The sequence below is a fragment of the Pelomonas lactea genome (assembly GCF_043555885.1).
In the GTDB taxonomy this organism is placed as follows: Bacteria; Pseudomonadota; Gammaproteobacteria; order Burkholderiales; family Burkholderiaceae_C; genus Pelomonas; species Pelomonas lactea.
Genome location: NZ_JBIGHX010000005.1, coordinates 279,234 through 304,390, shown reverse-complemented (window position 1 = coordinate 304,390; position 25,157 = coordinate 279,234). Strand labels below are relative to the sequence as shown.

24 protein-coding genes, 1 tRNA gene and 2 pseudogenes are annotated in these 25,157 nt (G+C 68.8%); 8 read left to right on the top strand and 19 right to left on the bottom strand.

All coding sequences use genetic code 11. The features are described from left to right. Positions 1 to 4: 4 nt before the first annotated feature. Positions 5 to 193 (bottom strand): hypothetical protein, encoded by a 189-nt coding sequence (locus ACG04Q_RS16510; RefSeq protein WP_394512078.1) that lies wholly within the window; start codon positions 191 to 193, stop codon positions 5 to 7. Positions 194 to 343: 150 nt separating this feature from the next. On the opposite strand from ACG04Q_RS16510, the gene ACG04Q_RS16505 reads away from it, so the two are divergent. Both ACG04Q_RS16505 and ACG04Q_RS16500 read left to right on the top strand, forming a co-directional pair. Then, positions 344 to 1,249 carry an MBL fold metallo-hydrolase gene (locus ACG04Q_RS16505; RefSeq protein WP_394512076.1) on the top strand — a complete coding sequence of 302 codons (906 nt, stop codon included), beginning with the start codon at positions 344 to 346 and terminating at the stop codon, positions 1,247 to 1,249. Continuing rightward, complete coding sequence (locus ACG04Q_RS16500) at positions 1,246 to 1,872, top strand: DsbA family protein (RefSeq protein WP_394512074.1); 627 nt, start codon at positions 1,246 to 1,248, stop codon at positions 1,870 to 1,872. Before ACG04Q_RS16505 ends, ACG04Q_RS16500 begins: the two co-directional genes overlap by 4 nt. Positions 1,873 to 1,876: 4 nt before the next feature. Here the strand turns inward: ACG04Q_RS16500 and ACG04Q_RS16495 are convergent, their stop codons facing one another. The 6 genes from ACG04Q_RS16495 to secA form a co-directional block, all read right to left on the bottom strand. After that, on the bottom strand, positions 1,877 to 2,326 hold the full coding sequence (locus ACG04Q_RS16495; RefSeq protein WP_394512072.1) for a GNAT family N-acetyltransferase: 450 nt from the start codon (positions 2,324 to 2,326) through the stop codon (positions 1,877 to 1,879). After that, entirely contained in the window at positions 2,323 to 4,449 is a 2,127-nt protein-coding gene (locus tag ACG04Q_RS16490) for a prolyl oligopeptidase family serine peptidase (protein ID WP_394512070.1), read from the bottom strand. Before ACG04Q_RS16490 ends, ACG04Q_RS16495 begins: the two co-directional genes overlap by 4 nt. 105 nt (positions 4,450 to 4,554) lie before the next feature. Beyond that, on the bottom strand, positions 4,555 to 5,784 hold the full coding sequence (argJ, locus tag ACG04Q_RS16485; protein ID WP_394512068.1) for a bifunctional glutamate N-acetyltransferase/amino-acid acetyltransferase ArgJ: 1,230 nt from the start codon (positions 5,782 to 5,784) through the stop codon (positions 4,555 to 4,557). A gap of 90 nt (positions 5,785 to 5,874) precedes the next feature. Next, positions 5,875 to 6,579 carry a PEP-CTERM sorting domain-containing protein gene (locus ACG04Q_RS16480; protein ID WP_394512066.1) on the bottom strand — a complete coding sequence of 235 codons (705 nt, stop codon included), beginning with the start codon at positions 6,577 to 6,579 and terminating at the stop codon, positions 5,875 to 5,877. A gap of 27 nt (positions 6,580 to 6,606) precedes the next feature. After that, positions 6,607 to 7,101: an FxDxF family PEP-CTERM protein gene (locus ACG04Q_RS16475; RefSeq protein WP_394512064.1), complete on the bottom strand. Its 495-nt coding sequence runs from the start codon at positions 7,099 to 7,101 to the stop codon at positions 6,607 to 6,609. Positions 7,102 to 7,332: 231 nt separating this feature from the next. Further along, positions 7,333 to 10,077, bottom strand: coding sequence for a preprotein translocase subunit SecA (gene secA, locus ACG04Q_RS16470; RefSeq protein WP_394512062.1), 2,745 nt, complete (start codon positions 10,075 to 10,077; stop codon positions 7,333 to 7,335). 167 nt (positions 10,078 to 10,244) lie between these two features. On the opposite strand from secA, the gene ACG04Q_RS16465 reads away from it, so the two are divergent. Then, on the top strand, positions 10,245 to 10,580 hold the full coding sequence (locus ACG04Q_RS16465; protein ID WP_394512061.1) for a hypothetical protein: 336 nt from the start codon (positions 10,245 to 10,247) through the stop codon (positions 10,578 to 10,580). A gap of 34 nt (positions 10,581 to 10,614) precedes the next feature. Here ACG04Q_RS16465 and ACG04Q_RS16460 read toward each other — a convergent pair. From ACG04Q_RS16460 to petA, 6 genes are all read right to left on the bottom strand, one after another. Beyond that, positions 10,615 to 10,690: transfer RNA gene (locus tag ACG04Q_RS16460), tRNA-Thr, on the bottom strand. A gap of 26 nt (positions 10,691 to 10,716) precedes the next feature. Beyond that, complete coding sequence (locus ACG04Q_RS16455; RefSeq protein ID WP_394512060.1) at positions 10,717 to 11,223, bottom strand: ClpXP protease specificity-enhancing factor; 507 nt, start codon at positions 11,221 to 11,223, stop codon at positions 10,717 to 10,719. Continuing rightward, the gene (locus tag ACG04Q_RS16450) at positions 11,223 to 11,840 is read right to left on the bottom strand and encodes a glutathione S-transferase N-terminal domain-containing protein (protein ID WP_394512059.1); all 618 of its coding nucleotides are present in this window, start codon (positions 11,838 to 11,840) and stop codon (positions 11,223 to 11,225) included. The genes ACG04Q_RS16455 and ACG04Q_RS16450 overlap by 1 nt, the downstream gene beginning before the upstream one ends. 137 nt (positions 11,841 to 11,977) lie before the next feature. After that, a complete protein-coding gene (locus ACG04Q_RS16445; RefSeq protein ID WP_394512058.1) occupies positions 11,978 to 12,748 on the bottom strand; it encodes a cytochrome c1 in 771 nt (256 codons plus the stop codon). Positions 12,749 to 12,768: 20 nt separating this feature from the next. Beyond that, positions 12,769 to 14,175, bottom strand: coding sequence for a cytochrome b (locus ACG04Q_RS16440; RefSeq protein ID WP_394512057.1), 1,407 nt, complete (start codon positions 14,173 to 14,175; stop codon positions 12,769 to 12,771). Positions 14,176 to 14,196: 21 nt separating this feature from the next. Beyond that, positions 14,197 to 14,793, bottom strand: a complete 597-nt coding sequence (gene petA, locus ACG04Q_RS16435) for a ubiquinol-cytochrome c reductase iron-sulfur subunit (protein ID WP_394512056.1) — start codon at positions 14,791 to 14,793, stop codon at positions 14,197 to 14,199. A 177-nt stretch (positions 14,794 to 14,970) separates the two neighbouring features. Between petA and mscL the strand changes: the two genes are divergently transcribed. Both mscL and ACG04Q_RS16425 read left to right on the top strand, forming a co-directional pair. Further along, positions 14,971 to 15,390, top strand: coding sequence for a large conductance mechanosensitive channel protein MscL (mscL, locus tag ACG04Q_RS16430; protein ID WP_394512055.1), 420 nt, complete (start codon positions 14,971 to 14,973; stop codon positions 15,388 to 15,390). Between the two features lie 132 nt (positions 15,391 to 15,522). Then, positions 15,523 to 17,928: a DUF1631 family protein gene (locus ACG04Q_RS16425; RefSeq protein ID WP_394512053.1), complete on the top strand. Its 2,406-nt coding sequence runs from the start codon at positions 15,523 to 15,525 to the stop codon at positions 17,926 to 17,928. Positions 17,929 to 17,938: 10 nt separating this feature from the next. Here the strand turns inward: ACG04Q_RS16425 and pdxA are convergent, their stop codons facing one another. After that, positions 17,939 to 18,940, bottom strand: coding sequence for a 4-hydroxythreonine-4-phosphate dehydrogenase PdxA (gene pdxA / locus ACG04Q_RS16420; protein ID WP_394512051.1), 1,002 nt, complete (start codon positions 18,938 to 18,940; stop codon positions 17,939 to 17,941). A 75-nt stretch (positions 18,941 to 19,015) separates the two neighbouring features. Here pdxA and ACG04Q_RS16415 point away from each other — a divergent pair, with 75 nt between their 5' ends. Together ACG04Q_RS16415 and ACG04Q_RS16410 are read left to right on the top strand one after the other, a co-directional pair. Next, positions 19,016 to 20,764: a DUF885 domain-containing protein gene (locus ACG04Q_RS16415; protein WP_394512050.1), complete on the top strand. Its 1,749-nt coding sequence runs from the start codon at positions 19,016 to 19,018 to the stop codon at positions 20,762 to 20,764. After that, positions 20,761 to 21,669 carry a M14 family metallopeptidase gene (locus ACG04Q_RS16410; protein WP_394512049.1) on the top strand — a complete coding sequence of 303 codons (909 nt, stop codon included), beginning with the start codon at positions 20,761 to 20,763 and terminating at the stop codon, positions 21,667 to 21,669. The genes ACG04Q_RS16415 and ACG04Q_RS16410 overlap by 4 nt, the downstream gene beginning before the upstream one ends. On the opposite strand, the gene ACG04Q_RS16405 is transcribed toward ACG04Q_RS16410, so the two are convergent. Beyond that, on the bottom strand, positions 21,666 to 22,412 hold the full coding sequence (locus ACG04Q_RS16405) for a Nif3-like dinuclear metal center hexameric protein (protein WP_394512048.1): 747 nt from the start codon (positions 22,410 to 22,412) through the stop codon (positions 21,666 to 21,668). The genes ACG04Q_RS16410 and ACG04Q_RS16405 overlap by 4 nt on opposite strands. Before the next feature lie 11 nt (positions 22,413 to 22,423). Between ACG04Q_RS16405 and ACG04Q_RS16400 the strand changes: the two genes are divergently transcribed. After that, a complete protein-coding gene (locus ACG04Q_RS16400; RefSeq protein WP_394512047.1) occupies positions 22,424 to 23,605 on the top strand; it encodes a S1C family serine protease in 1,182 nt (393 codons plus the stop codon). On the opposite strand, the gene tatC is transcribed toward ACG04Q_RS16400, so the two are convergent. From tatC to tatA, 4 genes and pseudogenes are all read right to left on the bottom strand, one after another. After that, positions 23,581 to 24,384 carry a twin-arginine translocase subunit TatC gene (gene tatC, locus ACG04Q_RS16395; protein ID WP_394512046.1) on the bottom strand — a complete coding sequence of 268 codons (804 nt, stop codon included), beginning with the start codon at positions 24,382 to 24,384 and terminating at the stop codon, positions 23,581 to 23,583. The two genes, ACG04Q_RS16400 and tatC, sit on opposite strands and share 25 nt — an antisense overlap. Beyond that, positions 24,384 to 24,527 (bottom strand): annotated as a pseudogene (gene tatB, locus ACG04Q_RS16390) (Sec-independent protein translocase protein TatB); the annotation flags it as partial. The gene tatC and the pseudogene tatB (ACG04Q_RS16390), both read right to left, overlap by 1 nt. A gap of 104 nt (positions 24,528 to 24,631) precedes the next feature. Further along, positions 24,632 to 24,860: pseudogene (tatB, locus tag ACG04Q_RS16385) on the bottom strand (Sec-independent protein translocase protein TatB); the annotation flags it as partial. Between the two features lie 9 nt (positions 24,861 to 24,869). Further along, positions 24,870 to 25,103: a Sec-independent protein translocase subunit TatA gene (gene tatA / locus ACG04Q_RS16380; RefSeq protein ID WP_394512044.1), complete on the bottom strand. Its 234-nt coding sequence runs from the start codon at positions 25,101 to 25,103 to the stop codon at positions 24,870 to 24,872. Positions 25,104 to 25,157 lie beyond the last annotated feature (54 nt).

Below are 25,157 nucleotides of genomic sequence, written 5' to 3'. Positions count from 1 at the left end.
GGTCCTAGAAGCGGCAGTTGGGCAGGCCCGAGGGCGCGCCGAGGCGGGCGGCTGGCAAGGCGCGACGACGACGTGGGCTCATGCCCACGAGAAGGAGCAACGCAGCCAGCGGCCCGAAGCGGCGGGCCAGCGGGCCTGCAGCGCTGCTGACCGACGTGGCGGACGTGGCGCCGTGAGCAAGGTCTTGATGCATTGAGACTTTCGATCCGTCGCAAGCGGTCGACTGCCGCTTCCAGGACATTTGATCGATTGAGTTGACAAAGCATCGACTTTATCGGCGTTTATTCATTCAACCAGCGCAAATAGAGTGCAAGTCATTCCCTCCAACTCTGCAAGGATCACCATGACCCCCCTCAAGACGCTGCGCCGCCTCGCCCTGCCGCTGGCCGCGCTCACGCTGAGCGTCACCGACGCCGGCGCCCAAGCCGCCGCACCGGCCGCCACCCCGGCGCCACTGGCGCTGCAGGTCTACAACGCCGACGCCGGCAGCTTCCACGTCAACGCGGTGCTCGTGTCCGGCAAGACCGACGCCGTGCTGCTGGACACCGGCTTCACCCGCGCCGACGCGCTGCGCATCGCCGCCCTGGTGCTGGACAGCAAGAAGACGCTGACCACCATCTACATCAGCCAGGCCGACCCGGACTTCTACTTCGGCATCGGCGTGCTGAAGGCCTTCTTCCCGCAGGCCCGCGTCGTCGCCACCGCGCCCACGGTCAAGAAGATCGCGGCCACGCTGCCGACCAAGCTGCAGGTGTGGGGCCCGCGCCTGGGCGCCAACGCACCGCAGGCCGTGCCGCTGCCCGAGGCGCTGGCCACGCCGGTCATCGAGCTGGAGGGCGAGAAGCTGGAGATCCGCGGGCTGGACGACGCGCTGGCGCACCGCAGCTATGTCTGGATCCCGTCGCTGCGCACCATCGCCGGTGGCGTCAACGTGTTCGCCGGCCTGCACGTGTGGACGGCCGACACGCAGACGGCGCAGGAGCGTGCCGCCTGGCGCGACAAGCTGTCGGCCATGGCGGCGCTGCAGCCGCTGCGCGTCATCCCCGGCCACAGCCGCGCCGGCACGCCGCAGGACGTCACGCAGATCCGCTGGACGCAGGACTACCTCGCCCGCTTCGAGACCGAACTGCCCCAGGCCGCCAACGCCGCCGCGCTGATCGGCTCGCTGCAGCAGGCCTACCCGGAGGCGGGCCTGGGCATCGCGCTGGACATCGGCGCCAAGGTCAACAAGGGGGAGATGAAGTGGTGAGCCGGCTGCACTACCTGCACGACCCCTTGTGCGGCTGGTGCTGGGCGGCGTCGCCGCTGGTGCAGGCCGCGCGCGAGCTGCTACCGGTGCAGGCCCACGCCGGCGGTCTGTTCATGGACGGCGCCCGCCGCACCATGGGCGCCGAGTGGCGCGCCCACGTGCTGCCGCACGACCTGCGCATCGCGCAGCTCAGCGGCCAGCCGTTCGGCGATGCCTATCGCGACGACCTGCTGAACGACCCGACGGCCTGGGTCGACTCGGAACCGCCGATCGCGGCCGTGCTGGCCGCCGACCGGCTGGCCGGCTGCGGCCTGGACCTGCTGCCGCGCATCCAGCAGGCCCACTACGTCGAGGGGCGCCGCATCGCGGACCCCGCCGTGCTGCGCGAGCTCGCCGAAACGCTGGGGCTGGACGGCGAGGCCTTCGCCCGCGAGCTGGCCGCCTGCCTTGGCGATGCGACGCGGGCGCATGTGCACGACGGCCGCGCGCTGCTCGGTCGCCTGGGCGGCCGGGGCTTTCCGACGCTGGCGCTGGCGCGCGGCGACGACTGGCAGGTGATCGACGTGGGCCGCTACCTGGGCCGCGTGGACGACTGGCGCGAGTGGCTGCGCACGCAGTGCTGAACGCTCAGCCTGCCGCGGGCGCGCGGATGACGAAGGCGCGCTTGTCGCTGCTGCTGAAGCCGCAGCGCTCGTAGAACGCCCACACGGCCGGGTCCTTGCGGCTGGTGGTCAGCACGACCTTGTAGGCGTCCATCGCCCAGGCCTGCGCGATGGCATGCCGGATGACGGCCTGGCCGTGGCCCTGGCCGCGGTGATCGGCGTGGGTCACGACGTTCTCGATGACGCCGTAGCTGCGGCCGCCGCGCGTCAGGTTGGGGATGACGGCGAGGTTGCAGCTCGCGATGAGCTGCGCCCCGTCGAACCGCCCGAAGTGGCGCAGCCCCGGGTGCGCGAACACGCGGCGCACCGCCTCGGGTGATGGCGGCGCGTCGCCGGCGTTCAGGTGCTGGTACAGCGCCAGGAGGGCGTCGACATCGTCGACGCCCAGGTCGCGGATTGCGACCTCCGTGCTCACTTGACTTCGAGTTTCATGGTGTTCGCGATGAACGCCAGGATGTCGCTGCGCTCCTCGATGATCTTGGAGGTCGGCTTGCCGGCGCCGTGGCCGGCGTTGACCTCGATGCGGATCAGCTTGGGCGCCGGGCCGGTGTCGGCGGCCTGCAGCGCGGCGGTGTACTTGAAACTGTGCGCCGGCACGACGCGGTCGTCGTGGTCGCCCGTGGTCACCATGACGGCGGGGTACTTCGCGCCGCTCTTGATGTTGTGCAGCGGCGAGTAGGCATACAGCGCCTTGAACATGTCGGCCTTGTCGCTGGTGCCGTAGTCGGTGGCCCAGGCCCAGCCGATGGTGAAGTTCTGGTAGCGCAGCATGTCCATCACGCCCACCTGCGGCACGGCCGCGGCGAACAGGTCGGGGCGCTGGTTGGTCACCGCGCCCACCAGCAGGCCGCCGTTGGAGCCGCCGTTGATGGCCAGCGTGGCCGGGCTGGCCACCTTGTTCTTGACCAGCCATTCGCCGGCGGCGATGAAGTCGTCGAACACGTTCTGCTTCTTCAGCTGCGTGCCTGCTTCGTGCCAGGCCGAGCCGTATTCGCCGCCGCCGCGGATGGACGCGATGACATAGACGCCGCCCATCTTCAGCCACGAGGCCGACGTGACGCCGTAGCTCGGCGTGATGGAGATGTTGAAGCCGCCGTAGCCGTACAGCAGCGTCGGGTTCGTGCCGTCCAGCTTCAGGCCCTTCTTCGCGGCGATGAAGATCGGGAAGCGCGTGCCGTCCTTGCTGGTGACGAACTCGCGGCGGGTCTCGAACTCGTCGGCGTTGAAGGCGGTCTTGGGCTTCTTGAACAGCTCGATCTTGCCGGTCTTCACGTCGTAGCGATGGATCTCGGCCGGTGTCGTCAGGCTGGTGTAGCTGAAGAAGGTCTCCGTGTCGCTCCAGCGGCCACCGAAGCCGCCGGCCGTGCCCACGCCGGGCAGCTTGACCTCGCTGAGCGGCCTGCCGTCGGCGCCGTGCACACGCACCAGCGTGGCGGCGTCGTGCAGGTAGCTCAGCAGGTAGCGGCCGCCCACGGCGGACGCGCTGGTCATGGCGTCGGGGCCCTGCTCCACCAGCGTCTTCCAGCCGGCAGGCGCGGGGTTCTTCAGGTCGATGACGATGAGCTTGCCGCGCGGCGCGCCCTTGTCGGTCTTCACGACCAGCTTGCTGCCGTGCACGGCGACGGGGCTGTAGAGCGCATCGAAGTCCAGCGTGACGGGCTGCGGCTTGCCGCCCGCGAAGCTGCCCTTGGGCAACGGCAGCACCAGCAGGCCGTTCTTGCTGCCGGCGCTCTTCCAGACGTTGATCAGCAGCAGCTGGCCGTCGTCGGACACCTCGGCGCCGAAGCCCCATTCCTTGTCGTCACGGTTCTCGGTGACCAGCACGTCCTCGCTCTGCGGCGTGCCCAGGCGGTGGTAGTACAGCTTCTGGAAGTAGTTGGCGCCCTTGAGCTTCTCGCCGTCCTTCGGCGCGTCGTAGCGCGAGTAGAAGAAGCCGCGGCCATCGGCAGTCCAGGCCGCGCTGCTGAACTTGACCCACTCGATCTTGTCGTCCAGGTCCTGGCCGGTGGCAAGGTCGCGCACCTTCCAGGTCTGCCAGTCGGAGCCGGCGCCGGCGATGCCGTAGGCGATCAGCTTGCCGTCGCGCGACGGCACCAGGCCCGAGAGCGCCACCGTGCCGTCCTTGGACAGCAGGTTGGGGTCCAGCGCCACCGTGGGCGTGTCCTTCAGCGTCTTGGCCGTATAGATGACGTTCTGCTGCTGCAGGCCGTCGTTGCGGCTCCAGAAATAGCGGCCGCCCTCGCGGAACGGGATGCCGAAGCGTTCGAAGTTGTAGAGCTCGGTGTAGATGCGGCGCGCCGGCAGGCGCTGCGGCATGGCTTCGAGGAACTTGTCCGTGACCTTGTTCTGCTCGACGACCCAGGCCTTGGTCTCGGCGCTGTTGTCGTCTTCCAGCCAGCGGTAGGGGTCGGCGACGGCGGTGTCGTGATAGCCGTCGATCTGGTCGACCTTGCGCGTGACCGGGTAGGTCAGCGACTGGGCGTAGGCCGAGGTGGCGAGCGTGGCCGCGAGGGTGACGGCGGTCAGGGCGAGCTTCATCGTGCGAAGTCCTGGGGGTCTAGAAGGCGCGGATTGTCTCCGCGCCACCCACCCCGGCCGATGGTCACTCCGGGTTTGACCCGGCGCCGGCCTCCGCGTCGAAGGTCAGCTCCGGTAGTCGGCGTTGATCGTCACGTAGTCGTGGCTGAGGTCGCAGGTCCAGACGGTGGCGCTGGCCGTGCCGCGGTTCAGGCCCACGCGGATGGTGATCTCGCTCTGCTTCATGACGCGCTGGCCGTCTTCCTCGCGGTACTCCGGCCGGCGGCCGCCGCGGGTGACGACGTGTACGTCGTCCAGGTGCAGGTCGATGAGGCCCTGGTCCAGGTCCGTGATGCCGGCATAGCCGACGGCGGCCAGGATGCGGCCCAGGTTCGGGTCGCTGGCGAAGAACGCTGTCTTGACCAGCGGCGAGTGGGCGATGGCGTAGGCCGCCAGCTTGCACTCGGCCTCGTCGCGGCCGCCTTCGATGGTGATGGCGATGAACTTCGTGGCGCCCTCGCCGTCGCGCACGATGGCCTGGGCCAGTTCCTGGCTCAGCGCGATCAGCGCATCGCGCAGCGTCTTCGCGTCGGCGCTGTCCAGCGACGTGATCTCGGCGTGCTGCGCCTGGCGGCTCGCGATCAGCAGGAAGCAGTCGTTGGTGGAGGTGTCGCCGTCGATGGTGATGCGGTTGAAGGACGCGTCGGCGGCCTCCTTCACGAGCGGCTGCAACAGCGCCGGCGCGATGTTGGCGTCCGTCGCGACGAAGCCCAGCATCGTCGCCATGTTGGGGCGGATCATGCCGGCGCCCTTGGAGATGCCCGTCAGCGTGACCGGCACGCCGCCGAGAGTGATGCGGCGCGACGCCGCCTTGGGCAGCGTGTCCGTCGTCATGATGCCGGCCGCGGCCTCGCCCCAGTTGGCCGGCTGCAGCGCGGCCAGCGCACCGGGCAGGCCGGCGGCGATGCGGTCGACGGGCAGCGTCTCCATGATGACGCCGGTGGAGAACGGCAGCACCTGCTGCGGCTGGCAGCCGATCAGGCCGGCCAGCGCCTCGCAGGTCTGGCGCGCGCGGGCCAGGCCGTCGGCGCCGGTGCCGGCGTTGGCATTGCCGGTGTTGATGACCAGCGCGCGGATGGCGGCACCTGCGGCCAGATGCTCGCGGCATACCTGCACCGGCGCGGCGCAGAAGCGGTTGGTCGTGAACACGCCGGCCACGGCGGCACCCTCGTCCAGCGCGATGACGGTCAGGTCGCGCCGGTTGGCCTTGCGCACGCCGGCCATCGTCACGCCGAGGCGCACGCCCGGCACGGGCAACAGGGTGGCGGGATCGGGGGCGGTGAGATTGACGGGCATGGCGCGCTCGGTGAGGGTGTCAGGGAAACCCGCGGATTCTAGAAAAGCAAAAAGGCTCCCGAGGGAGCCTTTTGGTCGTGCCGCTGACGATCAGCGCGGCATGCGACGGCGGGCGATCATGCCGATGGCGCCCAGGCCGGCCAGGAACAGTGCGTAGGACTCCGGCTCCGGCACGGCGGCCAGCGGCGTCGCGACGATCAGGTCCTGCTTGCCCAGGGTGACGTCGTCGCCCAGGTTGGTCAGCTTGGTCAGCGTGTACTTGGCCGCGCCGTTGTAGCTCAGTGCCTGAGCCAGGAAGCTGGTGGCCTTGGCCGCCACGGCAGCGGTGGCGACGTCGTCACCCAGCGTGTAGAAGCTGCCGCCGCTCACGTTGAAGCTGCCGCTGGTCTCACGCACCAGTTCCCACACGGCCAGCTGAAAGGCGGCCTTGTCGTTGTAGGTCGCCAGGCTCGCGTAGCTGGTGGAGAACAGGCCTTGCAGGTTGTGGGCCTGCGCGCCAGTGAAGCTGCTGACGTTGTAGGTGTACTCGCGACCCTTGCGGCCGTTGCCTTCGTTGGGCTCGATGCAGAAGGCGATGAAGCTCTCGCCGCTGGCGGCGTAGCTGTAGTTCAGCGCCGACGTGGCGTAGCCGTCCGTGACCGGCACGGTCGGGTTGATGGTGCTGTCGATGGTCGTCAGCTTGGTGCCCGCCTGGTCCAGGCCGGCCCAGATGATGTTCACCGTGTTGGCGGCCGAGGCGCCCTGGGAAGCGAGGACACCGGCGGTCAGCAGGCTGGCAGCAACAATGCTTTTCATGGGAGTCATCCGTTGTTCTTATGGGGCTCAGGCCTTGCGGCGGCGCGCGCTGGCGACACCGGCACCGACCAGGGCCAGGGCGGCGAGGGCAACGCTGGCGGGCTCAGGCAGTTCCAGCGTGGCGGTGTAGCCGTTGCCGGCCTTGTCGATGTAGCTCACGCCCTTGACCTCGAACTGCCAGCTGCCGGCGGCCAGTTGCTGGGTGGCCATGGACCACTTCTCGACGCCGCCGTCGGCCACGTCCCAGTTGATCGCGACGTTCTGCACCCAGCTCAGGCCCGTGCCCAGCTGACGCAGCGTGACCGACTGGATGTCGATCGCCGGCAGACCGCCCAGCAGCGAGCCGGTCGTCAGCAGGCCGCCCACCCAGGTGTCGCTCGCCAGCTCGAAGGTGTAGGTGTCGTCGAAGGCCGTGCCGTCGCCGCTTGCATCCTTGTGCGAGAAGTCGCTGATCTTGATCGTGCCGGCGGAGGCGCTGGTGGCAAGGACAACGGCAGCAATCGCGGTGAACAGAGCTTTCATGACGAGCTTTCTAGAACTTCTATCGGGCAAACCCCAGTGGCGGGGATCTCTTGGACTGCACTCTAGGGGGATGCCTCTTCCCCGAGCACCCCCCATGCATGTGGCGAGGGGGTCGGTTCGTGCCCAAACGCACGTTTTTCCCCCTGGATGGGTGGGGTCCAAAGGCAGCGGACCGCCCACGAAAACGGGCCGGCAGTGCCGGCCCGAGGGGGTTCTGGCGCCGCGCCGGCCTCAGGCCAGCTTGCCGTGGCAGCTCTTGAACTTCTTGCCGCTGCCGCAGGGGCAGGGGTCGTTGCGGCCGACATGGCCAAAGCGCTCCAGCAGCGTCTCGGGGTCGACGTCCTGGCTGATGGAGCCGTCCTCGTTGGGGTGCTGATAGGTCACGTTGGAGACGGCCTCCGCGCGGCGCTCGATGGCCTCGGCGGCGCGGTCGGCCTCCTCCTGGCTCTGGATGCGCACGTTCAGCAGGATGCGCGTGACTTCCATCTTCACGACGTCCAGCAGCTGCGAGAACAGCTCGAAGGCTTCGCGCTTGTATTCCTGCTTGGGGTTCTTCTGGGCGTAGCCGCGCAGGTGGATGCCCTGGCGCAGGTAGTCCAGCGCGGCCAGGTGCTCGCGCCAGCGCTGGTCGATGCTCTGCAGCAGCACCATGCGCATGAAGGGGTTGAACTGCTCGATGCCGACGCGGTCGATCTTGGTCTGGAACAGCGCATCACCGGCCTTCACGACCGCCTCGACGATCTCCTCGTCGGTGATGGAGTCGCTCTTCTTGACCAGTTCGGTCAGCGAGACCTCGATCTGCCACTCGTCGCGCAGCACCTGCTCCAGGCCGGGCAGGTCCCACTGCTCTTCGACGCTCTCAGCCGGCACATAGGTGCGCACGACGTCGGTCAGCGTGGACTCGCGCAGCGACGCGATCTGCGCCACCAGTTGCTCGGCTTCGAGGATGTCGTTGCGCTGCTGGTAGATGACCTTGCGCTGGTCGTTCGACACGTCGTCGTACTCGAGCAGCTGCTTGCGGATGTCGAAGTTGCGCGCCTCGACCTTGCGCTGCGCGCCCTCAATGCTGCGCGTGACGATGCCGGCCTCGATGGCCTCGCCCTCCGGCATCTTGAGCCGGTCCATGATGGCGCGCACGCGCTCGCCGGCGAAGATGCGCATCAGCTGGTCGTCCAGCGACAGGTAGAAGCGCGAACTGCCCGGGTCACCCTGGCGGCCGGCACGGCCGCGCAGCTGGTTGTCGATGCGGCGGCTCTCGTGGCGCTCGGTCGCGATGATGCGCAGGCCGCCCTCGGCCTTGACCTTCTCGTGCAGGCCCTGCCACTCGTCCTTGAGCTGCTGGATGCGCGCGGCCTTCTCGGCCTCAGGGATGGACTCGTCGGCCTCGATGAACTGGATCTGCTTCTCGACATTGCCGCCCAGCACGATGTCGGTGCCGCGGCCGGCCATGTTGGTGGCGATGGTGATGACGCCCGGGCGGCCGGCCTGGGCGACGATCTGCGCCTCCTTCTCGTGCTGCTTGGCGTTCAGCACGTTGTGCGGCAGCTTGGCCTGGTTCAGCAGTTTGGAGATCAGCTCCGAGTTCTCGATGGACGTCGTGCCCACCAGCACCGGCTGACCACGCTCGTGGCAGGCGCGGATGTCCTGGATGACGGCGTTGTACTTTTCCTTGTCGGTCTTGTAGACCAGGTCCAGCTCGTCCTTGCGGATGGTCGGGCGGTTCGGCGGGATGACGACGGTCTCCAGGCCGTAGATCTCCTGGAACTCGTAGGCCTCGGTGTCGGCCGTGCCCGTCATGCCCGACAGCTTGCCGTACATGCGGAAGTAGTTCTGGAACGTGATCGAGGCCATCGTCTGGTTCTCGGCCTGGATCTGCACGCCTTCCTTGGCCTCGACGGCCTGGTGCAGTCCGTCGCTCCAGCGGCGGCCGCTCATCAGCCGGCCGGTGAACTCGTCGACGATGATGACCTCGCCGTTCTGCACGACGTAGCTCTGGTCCTTGTGATAGACGTGGTGGGCCCGCAGTGCTGCATTCAGGTGATGCATCAGCGTGATGTTGGCCGCGTCGTACAGGCTGGCACCCTCGGCGATCAGGCCGGCCTGGGCCAGCAGGCGCTCGGCGTTCTCGTGACCGTCTTCCGTCAGGTGGATCTGGTGCGACTTCTCGTCCACCGTGAAGTCGCCCGGCTCGATGACGCCCTCACCCGTGCGCGGGTCCAGCTCGCCGATCTGCTTCTTCAGGCCGGGAACGACGCTGTTGATCTTCAGGTAGACGTCGGTGTGGTCGTCGGCCTGGCCCGAGATGATCAGCGGCGTGCGCGCCTCGTCGATGAGGATGGAGTCCACCTCGTCGACGATGGCGTAGGCCAGGCCGCGCTGCACGCGGTCGGCCGTCTCGTAGACCATGTTGTCGCGCAGGTAGTCGAAGCCGTACTCGTTGTTGGTGCCGTAGGTGACGTCGGCGGCGTAGGCGGCCTGCTTCTGCTCGCGCGGCATCTGCGGCAGGTTGATGCCCACCGACAGGCCCAGGAAGTTGTACAGGCGCCCCATCCACTCGGCGTCACGGCGCGCGAGGTAGTCGTTCACCGTGACGACGTGGACGCCCTTGCCGGTGAGCGCGTTCAGGTAGACCGGCAGCGTCGCCATCAGCGTCTTGCCTTCGCCGGTACGCATCTCGGCCACCTTGCCGGCGTTGAGCACCATGCCGCCGATCAGCTGAACGTCGAAGTGGCGCATCTTCAGCGCACGCTTGCCACCCTCGCGGCAGACGGCAAAGGCCTCGGGCAGGATGTCGTCGACCGTCTCGCCGGCGGCGATGCGCTGCTTGAACTCCTCCGTCTTGCCCCGCAGTTCATCGTCGCTGAGCGCCTCGAACTTCGGCTCCAGCGCGTTGATCTGCTGCACGGTGCGGCGGTAGCCTTTGAGCAGGCGCTCGTTGCGGCTGCCGAAAATCGAGGTGAGAAGCTTGGGCAACATGCTGCAGGGTGACGAAACAGGGGCTGGGCACGGACCGGCGAGAGCCGGGTGACGCGCGAATCTGGGGGCGGGCCGGGGCAATGCAAGGCGGATCAGCCTGGCCACGCAAAGCGGCGCAGTTTAGCAGCGGGCCTGTGTCGGCCCGCCCCGCTGACTACACTGCCACCATGTCCCCGCCCCGCTACCTGGCCCCCACCCGCATCCGCACCAGCGTTCCGTCGCCCACGCCGATGGCCGACGCGCTGCGCGCGCACGAGGGCCTGGCTCGCCTGGGAGAACGGCTGGAGGCATCGCGGCGCCGGCTGCGCGTCATCGCGCCCGCGCTGCCTGGCACGCTGATGGCCAGCGTCCAGCCTGGCCCGCTGGACGAGGATGGCTGGAGCCTGCTGGTCGCCAACGCCGCCGTGGCGGCCAAACTGCGCCACCTGCTGCCGCGGCTGGAGGCGCTGCTGGCCCAGGCCGGGCTGCCCGGGCGCATCCGCGTGAAGCTGGCGCAGAAATAGAAAAACCCACGGTCGTGAAACCGTGGGTTTTCGTTGGTGCCGGCTATCGGATTCGAACTGATGACCTACCGCTTACAAGGCGGTTGCTCTACCAACTGAGCTAAGCCGGCGAAAACAGAACGCGGATTCTAATGCGCTACTTGACCCGCTTCAGCGCGGGGCGAGGTCCGCCGCCAGGCGCGTCGGGCGGCGGCGGGGTGTCGTCACCCTCATCGTCGCCGGCTTCGCTGGCCAGGCGCAGGCCGCTGCGGCGCGGCTCGGCCGGCGCGGGGGCTGCGGGCGGCGGCGCGCCGTCGGCCGGGGCCTCGGGCGCCGGAAAGGCCATGCCCTGCCCGTTCTCCCGGGCGTAGATGGCCACGACGTGGTCCACCGGCACGATGATCTCCCGCGCCACGCCGCCAAAGCGGGCCTTGAACTGGATGAACTCGTTGCCGAGATCCAGACCGCTGGTCGCGTCAAAACCGATGTTCAGCACGATCTCGTTGTTGGACACGTACTCCATCGGCACCTGCACCGAGCGGTCGACGTGGACCGCCACGTAGGGCGTGAAGCCGTTGTCCGTGCACCAGTCGTGCAGCGCGCGGATCAGGTACGGCCGCGTGGACGTCCCGTTGCCCACGCCGGAGGCCGGGGTCTGGTCCATCAGCGACGCATCACCTTCTCGGACGGCGTCAGCGCCTCGATGTAGGCCGGGCGGCTGAAGATGCGCTCGGCGTACTTCAGCAGCGGCAGCGCGTTCTTGGACATGTCGATGCCGTAGTAGTCCAGACGCCACAGCAGCGGGGCGATGGCCACGTCGAGCATCGAGAAGTCGTCGCCCAGCATGTACTTGTTCTTCAGGAAGATCGGGGCGAGCTGGGTCAGGCGGTCGCGGATCTGGGCGCGTGCCTTTTCGAGCTGCTTGTCCGTCGCCTTGGTCGCCATGCCGCGGCCTTCGAGCACGTTCACGTGGGCGAACAGCTCCTTTTCGAAGTTCAGCAGGAACAGGCGCACGCGGGCGCGGGCCACCGGGTCACCGGGCATCAGCTGCGGGTGCGGGAAGCGCTCGTCGATGTACTCGTTGATGATGTGCGACTCGTACAGGATGAGGTCGCGCTCGACGAGGATGGGCACCTCGTTGTACGGGTTCATCAGTGCGATGTCTTCAGGCTTCGCGAACAGGTCAACGTCGCGGATTTCGAAGTCCATGCCTTTCTCGAACAGCACGAAACGGCAGCGGTGCGAGTAGGGATCGGTGGTACCGGAGTAGAGGACCATCATGGCTTGGGCTCCCGAGGGGTCAGTCAATCAAAACGCGCAGCGGCGGCCGCGCTGAAAAAGCAAACGCAGTGGGTGGCCGAAGCGCGCCCCACTGCGTGGTTCGGCGCCGCTTTGACGCGGCGCCGGGAAGGACAGGCTTACTTCACGCCCTTCCAGTACGAGGCGTTCAGACGCCAGGCGAACACGGTCAGGAAGCCAAGGAAGATCAGCACGATGACACCGAGCTGGAATCGCTGGCCCTGCGCGGGCTCACCCATCCATTGTAGATAAGCCACCAGATCGGCCACGGCCTCGTCATATTGACGCTCGGTCAGCGAGCCGGGCGTGAGCTGCTGGTAGCCGGCGAAGACATGTGTCTTCTTCTCGTGGTCATGCGGGTCAGCGACCTCTTCGAACTTGGCGGCACGCTGCCCCTGCAGCTCCCACAGCACATGCGGCATCGCCACACTGGGGAAGGCCAGGTTGTTCCAACCGGTCGCCTTGGTGTCGTCGCGGTAGAAGTTCCGCATGTAGGTGTAGAGGTAGTCCGCACCCGAACCCTTGGCGCCGTCGGCGCGCGAGCGGGCGATGACGGTCAGGTCCGGCGGGTTGGCGCCGAAGTAGGCCTTGGCGTCCTTCGCGTCGAGGCTGACCTTCATCGTCTCGCCGACCTTGTCGGCGGCAAACAGCAGGTTGTTCTTGATGTCGGCTTCCGTCAGGCCGATGTCGCGCATGCGGTTGTAGCGCATGAAGGCTGCGGCGTGGCAGTTGAGGCAGTAGTTGACGAACAGCTTGGCGCCGTGCTGCAGCGACGCCATGTCCGACATCTTCTCCTTCGGGAACTTGTCCCACTCGATACCGCCACCGGAGGCGTGTGCGCTGCCGACGAGGCCCAGGGTGGCCAGCAGGAGGGCGATGAGCTTTTTCATGAGTGTTCTTGCTCCGCGGCTCAATGGGCGTGGAAGGTCACACGGTCGGGCACCGGCTTGGGCGTGCCGAGTCGGCTCCACCACGGCATCAGCAGGAAGAAGCCGAAGTAGAACAGCGTGCCGACCTGGGCCACCAGCGTGCCCATATCGCTGGGCGGCTGGATGCCGAGGTATCCCAGCCACAGGAAAAACACGACGAACACGGCGTACACGTACTTGTGCCAGTCGGGGCGGTAGCGGATGGACTTGACCGGGCTGTGATCCAGCCAGGGCAGGAAGAACAGGATGATGACCGCGCCACCCATGACGACCACGCCCCAGAACTTGGCGTCGAAGACCTTGAGCAGGAAGATCAGCACGGCCGCAGCCACCAGCAGCGCCACCTTGGCAGCGCCGCCGAACTTGCCCTTCAGGAAGCTCACGACGGCGGCCAGACCGATGACGCCGCACAGCACGTTGACCATCACGTCGGTCGTCGCGCGCAGCATCGAATAGAACGGCGTGAAGTACCAGACCGGGGCGATGTGCGCCGGCGTCTTCAGCGGGTCGGCCGGGATGAAGTTGTTGTATTCCAGGAAGTAGCCACCCAGCTCCGGCGCGAAGAACACGATGGCGGTGAACACCATCAGGAACAGGCAGACGCCGTAGATGTCGTGCACCGTGTAGAACGGGTGGAAGGGCACGCCGTCCAGCGGCTTGCCGTTCGCGTCCTTGGGGCCCTTCTTGATCTCGACGCCGTCGGGGTTGTTGGAGCCGACATCGTGCAGCGCCAGCAGGTGAGCCACCACCAGGCCCAGCAGCACCAGCGGCACCGCGATGACGTGGAAGCTGAAGAAGCGGTTCAGCGTGGCGTCGCCGACGACGTAGTCGCCACGGATCATCAGCGCCAGGTCACCGCCCACGAACGGCACGGCGGCGAACAGGTTCACGATGACCTGGGCGCCCCAGTACGACATCTGGCCCCAGGGCAGCAGATAGCCCATGAAGGCCTCGGCCATCAGGCACAGGAAGATCGCACAGCCGAAGATCCAGACCAACTCACGCGGCTTGCGGTAGCTGCCATAGATCAGGCCGCGGAACATGTGCAGGTAGACGACCACGAAGAAGGCCGACGCACCGGTCGAGTGCATGTAGCGGATCAACCAGCCCCAGGGCACGTCGCGCATGATGTACTCGACCGACGCGAAGGCCAGCGCCGCGTCCGGCTTGTAGTGCATCACCAGGAAGATGCCGGTGACGATCTGGATCACCAGCACCAGCAGCGCCAGCGAGCCGAAGATGTACCACCAGTTGAAGTTCTTCGGCGCGTAGTACTCCGACATGTGAACCTTGTAGGCGTCGAACGCGGTCGGGAACCGGTTCTCCAGCCAGGTCATGGTCTTCACGCCGACCGAGGCGCCCGCGGGCGCTTCCTTGAATTCAGCCATGTGTCGTCCCGGATGTTCTAGTTAGGCCTTCTTGTCCTCGCCGATCAGCAACTTGGCGTCGGTGAGGTACATGTGGGGGGGCACTTCGAGGTTGTCGGGCGCCGGCTTGTTCTTGAAGACGCGGCCGGCCATGTCGAAGGTCGAGCCGTGGCAGGGGCACAGGAAGCCGCCCGTCCAGTCGTCCGGCAGCGAGGGCTGCGGGCCGGCGGCGAACTTGTCGCTGGGCGAGCAGCCCAGGTGGGAACAAATGCCCACGGCGACGAAGAACTCGGGCTTGATCGAGCGGTAGCCGTTCTTGGCGTACTCGGGGGTCGGATAGGCCTTGCGATCAGAGTTGGGATCGGCCAGTTGGCCATCGATCTTCTTCAGAGCTTCCAGCTGCTCCGGCGTGCGGCGGACGATCCAGACCGGCTTGCCGCGCCATTCCACCGTGAGCTTCTCACCGGGCTTGATGCCGGAGATGTCCACCTCGACCGGGGCGCCGGCGGCCTTGGCACGCTCGCTAGGCGCAAAGGTGCTGACGAAAGGCACGGCCGTCGCGACGCCACCCACGGCACCCGCACAACCGGTTGCGATCAACCAGGTCCGCTTGCCTTGGTCCACTTGCTGGTCACTCATGAGGGTCCTCTAAAGAGACTTCTGATCAGGGGCAGCCGGGGATTCTAGCGGACGAGAATTCGCGCTCCGGGCCTGCGACACTGGGGAAAGAACGCAGGTTTACCCGCCTTCTGCCCCCGTCGGGTTGGCGCCAAGATAGCGTCAACACCTTTCTTTGACCCCAATCAGGAGTTCTGCATGAGTTTCTTCTCCGAATTCAAGGAGTTCGCCGTCAAAGGCAATGTCATCGACCTGGCGGTCGGTGTGATCATCGGCGGCGCCTTCGGCAAGATCGTCGACTCCCTGGTTGGCGACGTCATCATGCCGGTCGTCAGCAAGATCTTCGGGGGGCTGGACTTCAGCAATTACTTCATCCCCCTGGCGGGCCAGACGGCTGCGACGCTGGCCGAGGCCAAGAAGGAAGGCGCCGTGCTGGCCTATGGCAGCTTCCTGACGGTGTCGCTGAACTTCATCATTCTGGCCTTCGTCATCTTCCTGATGATCAAGCAGATCAACCGCCTCAAGCGCAGCGAGCCGGCCGCCGCCCCGGCCGAGCCGCCGCCGACGCCGGAAGACATCCAGTTGCTGCGCGAGATTCGCGACTCGCTGAAGCGCTGAACCCACGTTTTCCGCAACTGCCCGGTAAGCAATGGTTACCGGGCTTTCTTTTGCAACGGATTTGGCGGCCTGCTGAAAACCCGACCCTGTTGCAGGCGCGATACTTTCGGCGCTACTTGTGCCAATTTCTAGATGAACGCGCCCGAGATACGCCTGAATCCGCACCTCGAAGCTTCGCTGACCCGCATTCGCCTCGCGGGTGAGCAGGCTGCGGAGCGCTGCGCGGAAGGTTTGGGGCTGTCGGCGCTGTCGGCGGGCCAGGTCAAGCGGCGCGACGCGCTGCTGGCGGCCCAGTTCATCTTCCGCCAGCAACAGGGCACGTTCTCGCAGCGCTTCCTGCAGAGCCTGCGCCGCCAGGTGTCGGCCGAGCAGTCCGACACCAAGCCGGCCGCCGCTCCCGCGGCCAAGAAGGACTGGGGCGAGCTGTCGCTGATGGACGACGACCAGGTCAACAACCTGGTGGCCGCTGACCGCATCGGGCTGGCCATCGGACACCACAGCGAGTGGGAGCTGCGTGAGGTGGAGTCCTACATCGCCGGCATCCAGGTCGGCGAGCGCAACCCGCTGCGCCCGGAGCTGATCGGCCAGGCGCTGCTGGATGCCGTGCAGGCCATCACCGACGACGCGCTCACGCGCCAGACGCTGACGGACGAGTTGACCCGCTCGCTCGCGCAGGAAATGCGCGGCTGCTATGCCGACATCGCCGAGTTGCTGCGCTCGCGCGGGTTGCGCCCGCAGGACCTGCGCGTGCGAGCGACACCTGACGGCGCTTCCCGGCACGGCACGCTGAGTGGTACCAGCCAGATGGGTGACCTGGACAGCGGCCACGGTGGCATGTCCACACGAGGCGGCGGCTACGGCGGCTCTGGCCACGGCGGGCTGGGACAGTCCGGCGGCCGCAGCGGATTTGGCGGCGGCGGCAGCTTTGGTGGCCGGGGCGGCGGCGGCGGCGGCGGCGGCGGCATCGGCCGCGTCGACCCGCAGATGATGGACCTGCTGCGCCGCCTGGCCCAGGCACCGGCGGCCTACGACAGCTACGACAGCGGCCTTTCCAGCCGCATGGGGCTGGATACGCTGTCCGGCGAGACCAGCGCCTGGGGGCAGATGCCGCTGCCGACCAACCTGATCCACCAGCACCGGGACGAGCTGCGCCAGGCCGCCACGGGCCGGCTGGACCACATGGTCATCGACGTCGTCAGCAGCCTGTTCGACCAGATCCTGTCCGACCCCAAGGTGCCGCCGCAGATGGCGCGCCTGCTCGCCCGGCTGCAGCTACCCGTGCTGCGCGCAGCGCTGGGCGACGAGACCTTCTTTTCGTCGCGCCGCCATCCGGTACGGCAGTTCGTCAACCGGCTGGCCTCGCTGGCCTGCGCGTTCGACGACTTCGGCGAGGACCCCGGCCGCTCCTTCCTGGCCCACGTGCGCGACATCGTGCAGGAGGTGGCCCAGGGCGACTTCGACCGCATGGACGTCTACACGTCCAAGCTGGACGACCTCGAGTCCTTCATTGCCGAACAGGCCCGCGTCACGCTGAAGGCCTCGGGCGACGCTGCCGCAGTCGTCGAACGCCGCGAGACCGACCTGCGCCTGCAGCAGCGTTACGCGCTGCAGCTGCAGCAGCAGCTTGCCAAGGTGCCGATGCAGGAGTTCCTGCGCAGCTTTCTGGCCGGCGTGTGGAGCCAGGCCATCGTGCTGGCGTCGCGCGAAGGCGCGCCGGAGCGCGCGCTGCGGCTGCGGCAGCTGGGCCGCAGCCTCGTCATGAGCGTGCAGCCCAAGGGCGGCACGGCGGCACGGGCGGACTTCCTGCGCGAGCTGCCCAACCTGATGCGCACCCTCAACGAGGGGCTGGACCTGATCCGCTGGCCCGACGGCCCGCGCAAGGACTTCTTCGGCGCACTGCTGCCGGCGCATGCGGAGTCGCTGAAGGGCCAGGCCCCCAGCGCGCTGGACACCAACCTGCTGATCAAGCAGCTGGACCAGATCTTTGGCGTGCCGCCCCCGGCCGAGGGCGACCTCGCCAAGCCCATGGCCGGCGAGACGCTGCCCGCCGAGCTGGACGCCAGCCAGCGCCTGACGCCGGCCGAGGCCAAGAGCCTGGGCCTGGTGGAAGACGCCGTCGTCGACTGGAACGGCGAGCTGGACCTGGACCTGTCCGGCAACGACGCGACGGCCGCCGCCGAACCGCTGCAGGCGGTGGACATCTCCATCGACGGCCTGCCCGCCGCGGAGAGCGCCTCCGAGCCCGGCACCGGCGCGCTGCTGGTGGACCACATGCAGCTGGGCTTCGCCTACCAGATGCACACCGGCACCGAGTGGCAGAAGATGCGCCTGGCCCACATCAGCGCCGGCCGCAGCTTCTTCATCTTCACGCACGGCAGCCGCCACCAGGAGACGGTGACGATGACCGCCCGCATGCTCAAGAAGCTCTGCGAGGCCGGCCGCATGCGCACCTACGAAACGGCCCACCTGCTGGAGCGCGCGACGGCCCGGGCCCGCGCGCAGCTGGCCGCCCTCACGCCGGCGCGCCAGGGCGCCTGACGCCGGCGTCTCAGCCGGCCAGACGCCTGGCCATCGCCAGCGCCGCCCCCAGGCTGGCGGGATCGGCGATACCGCGGCCGGCGATGTCGAACGCGGTGCCGTGGTCAGGGCTGGTGCGCACGAAGGGCAGGCCCAGCGTCACGTTGACGCCCTGCTCCACGCCCAGGTATTTCACCGGGATCAGCCCGTGGTCGTGCGTCATCGCGACGACGACGTCGAACTCGCCGCGGCGCGCGCGCATGAAGACCGTGTCGGGCGCGTAGGGGCCCGTCGCGTCCAGCCCCTCGGCGCGCGCGTCGGCGATGGCGGGCGCGATGTGGCGGATCTCCTCGTCGCCGAACAGCCCGCCCTCGCCCGCATGCGGGTTCAGGCCGGCCACGGCGATGCGCGGCGCGGCGATGCCCATCAGCTGCAGCGCTGCGCCGGTGATGCGCAGCGTCTCCAGCACCGCCTCGCGCGTGACACGGGCGATGGCGTCGCGCAGCGAACAGTGGATGGTGACCAGCACCGTGCGCAGCTCCTCGTTGGCCAGCATCATGCGCACCGGCACGCCGCCGGCCAGCGCCTGCAGCATCTCCGTGTGGCCGGGGAACGGCGAGCCGGCGGCATGCAGCGCCTCCTTGTGGATGGGCGCCGTGACCAGCGCCCGCGCGCGGCCGGCCTGGATCTCGCCCACGGCCGCCTCGATGCAGCGCGCCGCCGCCGCGCCGGCGCGGGCGTCCACACGGCCCAGCGGCACGTCGGCCAGGCCGGCCGGCAGCCCTGGCGGCTGCCACACGGGCAGACAGCGCGGCGGCACGCGCGTCACGTCGGCCACCGCCTCCAGCGTCGCCACGGCCAGGCCGCCACCGGTGGCCGCCACGGCACGCCGCAGCACGGCCACGTCGCCGACGACGACAGCGTCGCGCGGCGCGTCGCGGCGCCACAGGCTGGCAATGATCTCGGGGCCGATGCCGCAGGCATCGCCCATGCTGATGACGACGGGGGCGGGCGCGGGGGTATCGAGGCTCATGCGGCATTCTTTCATCACGCCCCGGGGCAAGCTGGCAGACTGCGCGACCGCCCTGCCCCCCTCGAGGAGACTGCCTTGCGCCGCCTGATTGCCGCCGTTCTCGCCCTCGCGCTGCCCTGCGCCGCGCTGGCCGCCGACAACCGCCCTGCCGTCCGAGCCCTGTTCGACGAGGCCTGGGAGGCCGAGCTGCGCGCCGCCCCGGAGATGGCCAGCCTGCGCGGCGACCTGCGCTTCAACGACCGGCTCACCGACCGCTCCGCCACCGCCCTTGCCGCGCGCGACGCGTTCGCCCGCGACATGCTGGCCCGCGCGCGGGCCGTCGATGCCGCGCCGCTGGGCGACGCGGACCGGCTGTCGCTGGCGCTGTTCATCCATCGCTACCAGCAGGACGTGGCGCTGCAGGCCCACCCCGGCTGGCGCACGCTGACGCTGGGCACGCTGGGCGGGGCGCAGTCGGCGCTGGCCAGCCTGGCGCGCAACGTGCCGGTGGGCAACGAGGCGCAGGTGAAGCAGTGGCTGGCGCGGCTGGCGGCCTACCCGGCGCGGGTGGACCAGGAGATCGCCATCCTGCGGCAAGGCCTGGCCCTGGGTTGGGTCACGGCGAAGCCGGTGCTGGCGCGCGCTGTCGCGCAGATCGAGGGCCAGCTGCCCGACGACGTCACCAAGAGCCCCATCTACGAGCCCTTCACGCGCATGACCGTGGACGCCGGCGCCCGGGCCGCGCTGCAGGCCCAGGGCCAGGCGGCGTTGCGCGAGCAGGTCTACCCGGCGCAGCGCCGGCTGCTGGCCGTGCTGAAGGACGAGCTGGCGCCCAAGGCGCCCGAGAGCGGCTCCATGGTCAGCTACCCGGGCGGCGACAAGGCCTACGAGGCGCTGATCCTGCGCCACGTGACGCTGCCGCTGACGGCCGCAGAGATCCACGCCACCGGCCTGCGCGAGGTGGCGCGCCTGCGTGCCGACATGGACAAGGTGCGCGCCGAGGCCGGCTTCGACGGCGATCTGGCCGCGTTCAAGAAGTTCCTCTACAGCGAGCCACGCTTCTTCAACCAGACCGCCGACGAGTTGCTGGACGGATACCGCGCCATCGCCAAGCGCATCGACCCCGAACTGCCCAGGCTGTTCACGCAGCTGCCGCGCTCGCCGTACGGCATCCGCGCGATGCCGGCCTACACCGGCGAGGGCGCGGCCGACAACTACAACGGCCCGGCGCTGGACGGCACGACGCCAGGCTGGTTCAACGCCAACGCCATCGCGTTCAAGCGCCGGCCCAAGTGGGCGATGGAGACGCTGGTGGCGCACGAGACCGTGCCGGGCCACCACTTGCAGATCTCACGCCAGGTGGAGCTGGCCGACCTGCCCGCGTTCCGCCGCCAGTCGCAGTACTCGGTGTTCAGCGAGGGCTGGGCGCTGTATGCCGAGACGCTGGGCCCGCAGCTGGGCCTGTACCGCGACCCCTACACCCGTTTCGGCCACCTGCAGGCGCAGATGTTCCGTGCCGCGCGGCTGGTAGTGGACACCGGCCTGCATGCGCTGGGCTGGCCGCGCGACAAGGCCATCGCGTACATGATCGAACAGACCGGCCACGATGCCACCTTCATGACGGCCGAGGTGGACCGCTACCTCGCCCAGCCCGGCCAGGCGCTCAGCTACATGATGGGCAAGCTCAAGATCCAGGAACTGCGCGCCCGCGCCGAGGCGCAGCTCGGCCCCAAGTTCGACCAGCGCCGCTTCCACATGGCCGTCCTCGACCAGGGCGCCATGCCGCTGCCCATGCTGGAGCAACGCATCACCACGTGGATTGCCACGGAGAAAGCCCGTTCATGACCTATCCCATCGGTACCCCCGGCCAGCCCTGGGGCGACACGGAGATCGCCGCCTGGCGCGCACGTGTCGTCAAACAGCGCCGCTACGCCGACGACGTGCTGGCGGCCGTCGAGCCGCTGCGCGCCGACTTCGACGTCAGCGAGTACGGCGCGCTGGACTACGACGGCGAGCGCTTCCCGCTCGTCGCCGTGCGCAGCCGCGGCTGGCGCGAGAGCCTGCCGACGCTGGTCGTCACCGGCGGCGTGCATGGCTACGAGACCAGCGGCGTGCTGGGCGCGTTGCAGTTCCTGCGCGGGCACGGCCTGGAGACGGCCGGCCGCGCCAACCTGCTCGTGGTGCCCTGCGTCAGCCCTTGGGCCTGGGAGCGCATCCAGCGCTGGAACCGCGACGCGCTGGACCCCAACCGCAACTTCCGCCCCGGCAGCCCGGCGGGCGAGTCGGCCGCGCTGGTGTCGCTGCTGGCCCCGCTGCGCGGCCGCGTGCTGATGCACATCGACCTGCACGAGACGACGGACAGCGACGAGGCCGAGTTCCGCCCGGCGCTGGCCGCGCGTGACGGCGTACCGTTTGAGCCCGATGTCGTGCCGGATGGCTTCTACCTGGTCGACGACGCCGACCAGCCGCAGCCCGAGTTCCAGCGCGCCGTCATCGAGGCGGTCGCGCAGGTCACCCACATCGCGCCGCCCGACGCGCACGGCCACATCATCGGCTGCCCATTGCAGTCGCCCGGCGTCATCAGCTTCGCCGTCTCGAAGAAGGGCTTGTGCGCGGCCATCACGGGCGCGCGCTTCAGCACGACGACGGAGGTCTACCCCGACAGCCCGCGCACGACGCCCGAGCAGTGCGTGCAGGCGCAGGTCACGGCCGTGCGCGCAGCCATCGGCTATGCGCTCGCGAATGCCTAGGCGGGATTCGGGACGTCGATGAAGTGCACGTCCAGCCCCAGCTCGGCGGCGACGCGCTCGCCGACGCCCTGCACGCCGTAGCGCTCCGTGGCGTGGTGGCCGGCGGCGATGAAGGCCACGCCGGTCTCGCTGGCGTAGTGCGCCTGCGGCTCGGAGATCTCGCCGGTGATGAACACGTCGGCACCGGCGGCGATGGCCGCCTCGAAGTAACCCTGCGCGCCGCCCGTGCACCAGGCCACGCGGCGCAGCGGCCGGCCGTCGCCGGGCACCGCGGTCACGTCGCGGCCGGTCAGCGTGCGCAGTTGCGCGGCCACCGCGTCCAGCGTCGTTGGCGCGACGGCGGCCGTGAAGCCCAGGTCCTGGTCGCCGAAGCGGCCGTCCGCCGCCCAGCCCAGGCGCTTGCCGAGCTGCGCGTTGTTGCCCAGCTCGGGGTGCGCGTCCAGCGGCAGGTGGTAGGCAAACAGGTTGATGTCGTGCTGGATGAGGCGGGCCAGGCGCTGCTTCATCCAGCCGGTCACGCGGCCGTCCTGGCCGCGCCAGAACAGGCCGTGGTGCACGAGGATGGCATCGGCACCGGCCTCGATGGCGGCGTCGATCAGCGCCAGGCTGGCGGTGACCCCGCAGACCAGCCGGTAGACCTCGGCGCGGCCCTCGACCTGCAGACCGTTCGGCCCATAATCCTTGAACCGTGTGGGCTCCAGCCATTGGTTGAGCTGGCGTTCCAGCGCGGCGCGATCGGTCATGGGGTGATGAAGTGTTGAAGCGGCTCTGGCTGATTTTCGCGCAGGCGGTCACGGTGGTGCTGGCCGCCCTGTTCGTCGTGGCCACGTTGAAGCCGCAGTGGCTGCAGCAGCAGCGCCCGCTGCCGAAGGCGGTCACGGCGCAGACGGCCCAGCAGATCGCGCTGCCCGCGTCGCCGCCGGCGTCGGTGGTGCGCGCCGGGTTTGCACAGGCGGCCCGGGCGGCGTCGCCCGCCGTCGTCAGCATCACGGCGCGCAAGGCATCGGCGCCGGGGGACGGCCAAGCCCGCGACTCGCTGTTCGGCTTCCCGTTCGGCCCGCGCATGCCGCCGGGCCATCCCCAGCGGGGCCTGGGGTCGGGCGTCATCATCTCGGCCGACGGCGTGCTGCTGACCAACAACCATGTGGTCGAGGGCGCGTCGGACATCGAGGTCCAGCTCACCGACGGCCGCCAGGCCCGCGCGACGCTGATCGGCACCGACCCCGAGACCGACATCGCGGTGCTCAAGATCGACCTGCCCGGCCTGCCCGCCGTCGGCCTGGGCGACGCCGCCAGCCTGCAGGTGGGCGACGTGGTGCTGGCCATCGGCAACCCGTTCAACGTGGGCCAGACGGTCACGTCGGGCATCGTGTCGGCGCTGGGGCGCAACCAGCTGGGCATCAACCCGTTCGAGAACTTCATCCAGACCGACGCGGCCATCAACCCGGGCAATTCGGGCGGTGCGCTGGTGGACGCCGATGGCCGGCTGGTGGGCATCAACACGGCCATCTTCTCGCGCGGCGGCGGCTCGCTGGGCATCGGCTTCGCGATCCCCGTGGACATGGCGCGCCAGGTGGCGGCCACCATCCTGAAGGACGGCGCAGTCGTGCGCGGCTACATCGGCGTGCAGACGCGCGAGCTGACGGCCGAGCTGGCCGAGGCCCTGAAGCTGGGCGACGGCAAGGGCGTGCTGGTGGGCGGCGTCGTCAACGACGCGCCGGCGGGCAAGGCGGGCATCAAGCCGGGCGACGTGTTGACCCGCATCGGTTCGCATCAGGTCGCGTCACCGGCCGAGCTGCTGGCCAGCGTCGCGGCGCTGAAGCCGGGCAGTCAGGTGGAGGTGGGCGTGCAGCGCGGCGGCAAGGCGATGAGCTTCGCCGTCACGGTGGCCCAGCGGGAGCGGCTCCGGCCTCAGCGCGCGTCCGACGACGACTGATCGTCGCGGTCTTCCGGCGGCGTGGTGGCGCGGATGAAGTGCGTGGCCGCGAACAGGCCCAGTTCGTAGAGCAGGCACATCGGGATGGCCAGCGCCAGCTGCGACACGATGTCCGGCGGCGTGATGACGGCCGCGATGATGAAGGCCACGACGATGAAGTAGCCGCGCCATTCGCGCAGCTTCTCGACCGACACGATGCCCATGCGGGCCAGCACGACGACGACCACCGGCACCTCGAACGCGGCGCCGAAGGCGATGAACATGTTCATGACGAAGCCGAGGTAGGCCTCGATGTCCGGCGCCGCGGTGATGCTCTTGGGCGCAAAGCTCTGGATGAACTTGAAGACCTGGCCGAAGACGAAGAAGTAGCAGAACGCGACGCCGGCGAAGAACAGCAGCGTGCTGGACACCACCAGCGGCATCACCAGCCGCTTCTCGTGCGAGTACAGCCCCGGCGCGATGAAGGCCCAGGCCTGGTACAGCACCACCGGCAGCGCCAGCAGGAAGCCGGCCAGCATCGTGATCTTGATGGGCACGAAGAACGGCGCGATGACGTTGGTCGCGATCATCTTCGTGCCTTCGGGCAGGTTGGCCACCAGCGGCGCGGCCAGCAGGTCGTACAAGTGGCCGGGGCCGGGGTACAGGCACAGCGCGCCGAAGCAGACGGCGATCGCGATGACGGCGCGCAGCAGCCGGTCGCGCAACTCCATCAGATGAGAAACGAAAGGCTGCTCGGTGCCGGCCAGCTCGTCGTGGTCGGGCTTCTGGAAGGAACTCATCAACGACTACCGGGCGGACGGAAGCGCGCCACGCGGGCGGCGCCGGACTGGGTGTGGCGGCGCACGCCGGCCTTCTGCTTGAACCACAGCGGCGTGGCCCCCCGCTTGAGCCGCCAGTTTTTCTTGGGATGGCGGTACTCGGGCGGCGGCGGGGCGATGCTGTGATAGTCGCCGCCGCTGCCGTCGCTGGTCACGTCGCCCCAGGTCTGGTGCAGCGCCTGCGTCGCGGAGTTGACCTCCTGGCGCACGCTCTGCTCGACGTCGCTCACCGCCGTCTGGAACTGGGTCTTCATCTTCTGAAGCTCCTCCAGCTCGATGGAGCGGTTGACCTCGGCCTTGACGTCCGCGACATAGCGCTGCGCCTTGCCCAGCAGGGTGCCCACCGTGCGGGCGACGCGCGGCAGCTTCTCGGGGCCGATGACGATCAACGCCACCGCGCCGATCAGCGCGATCTTGTCAAAGCCGAAGTCCAGCACTCGTCAGGCTCAGGACTTGTGCTTGGCGTCGACGTCGACGGTGTTCGGGTCGTTGGCCTTGCTGGCCGTGACCTGCTGCGGCGGTGCGGCCGGGTCGGCGGTCGAGCCGTCCTTCATGCCGTCCTTGAAACCCTTGACCGCGGCGCCGAGGTCGGAACCGACGTTGCGCAGCTTCTTGGTGCCGAAGATGGCGATGACGACGACGAGAACGATCAGCCAGTGCCAAATACTGAATGAACCCATGATGCTTGCTCCTTGTGGACTGGCTCAAATTCTAGGTGAGGGGGCGCATGGCCC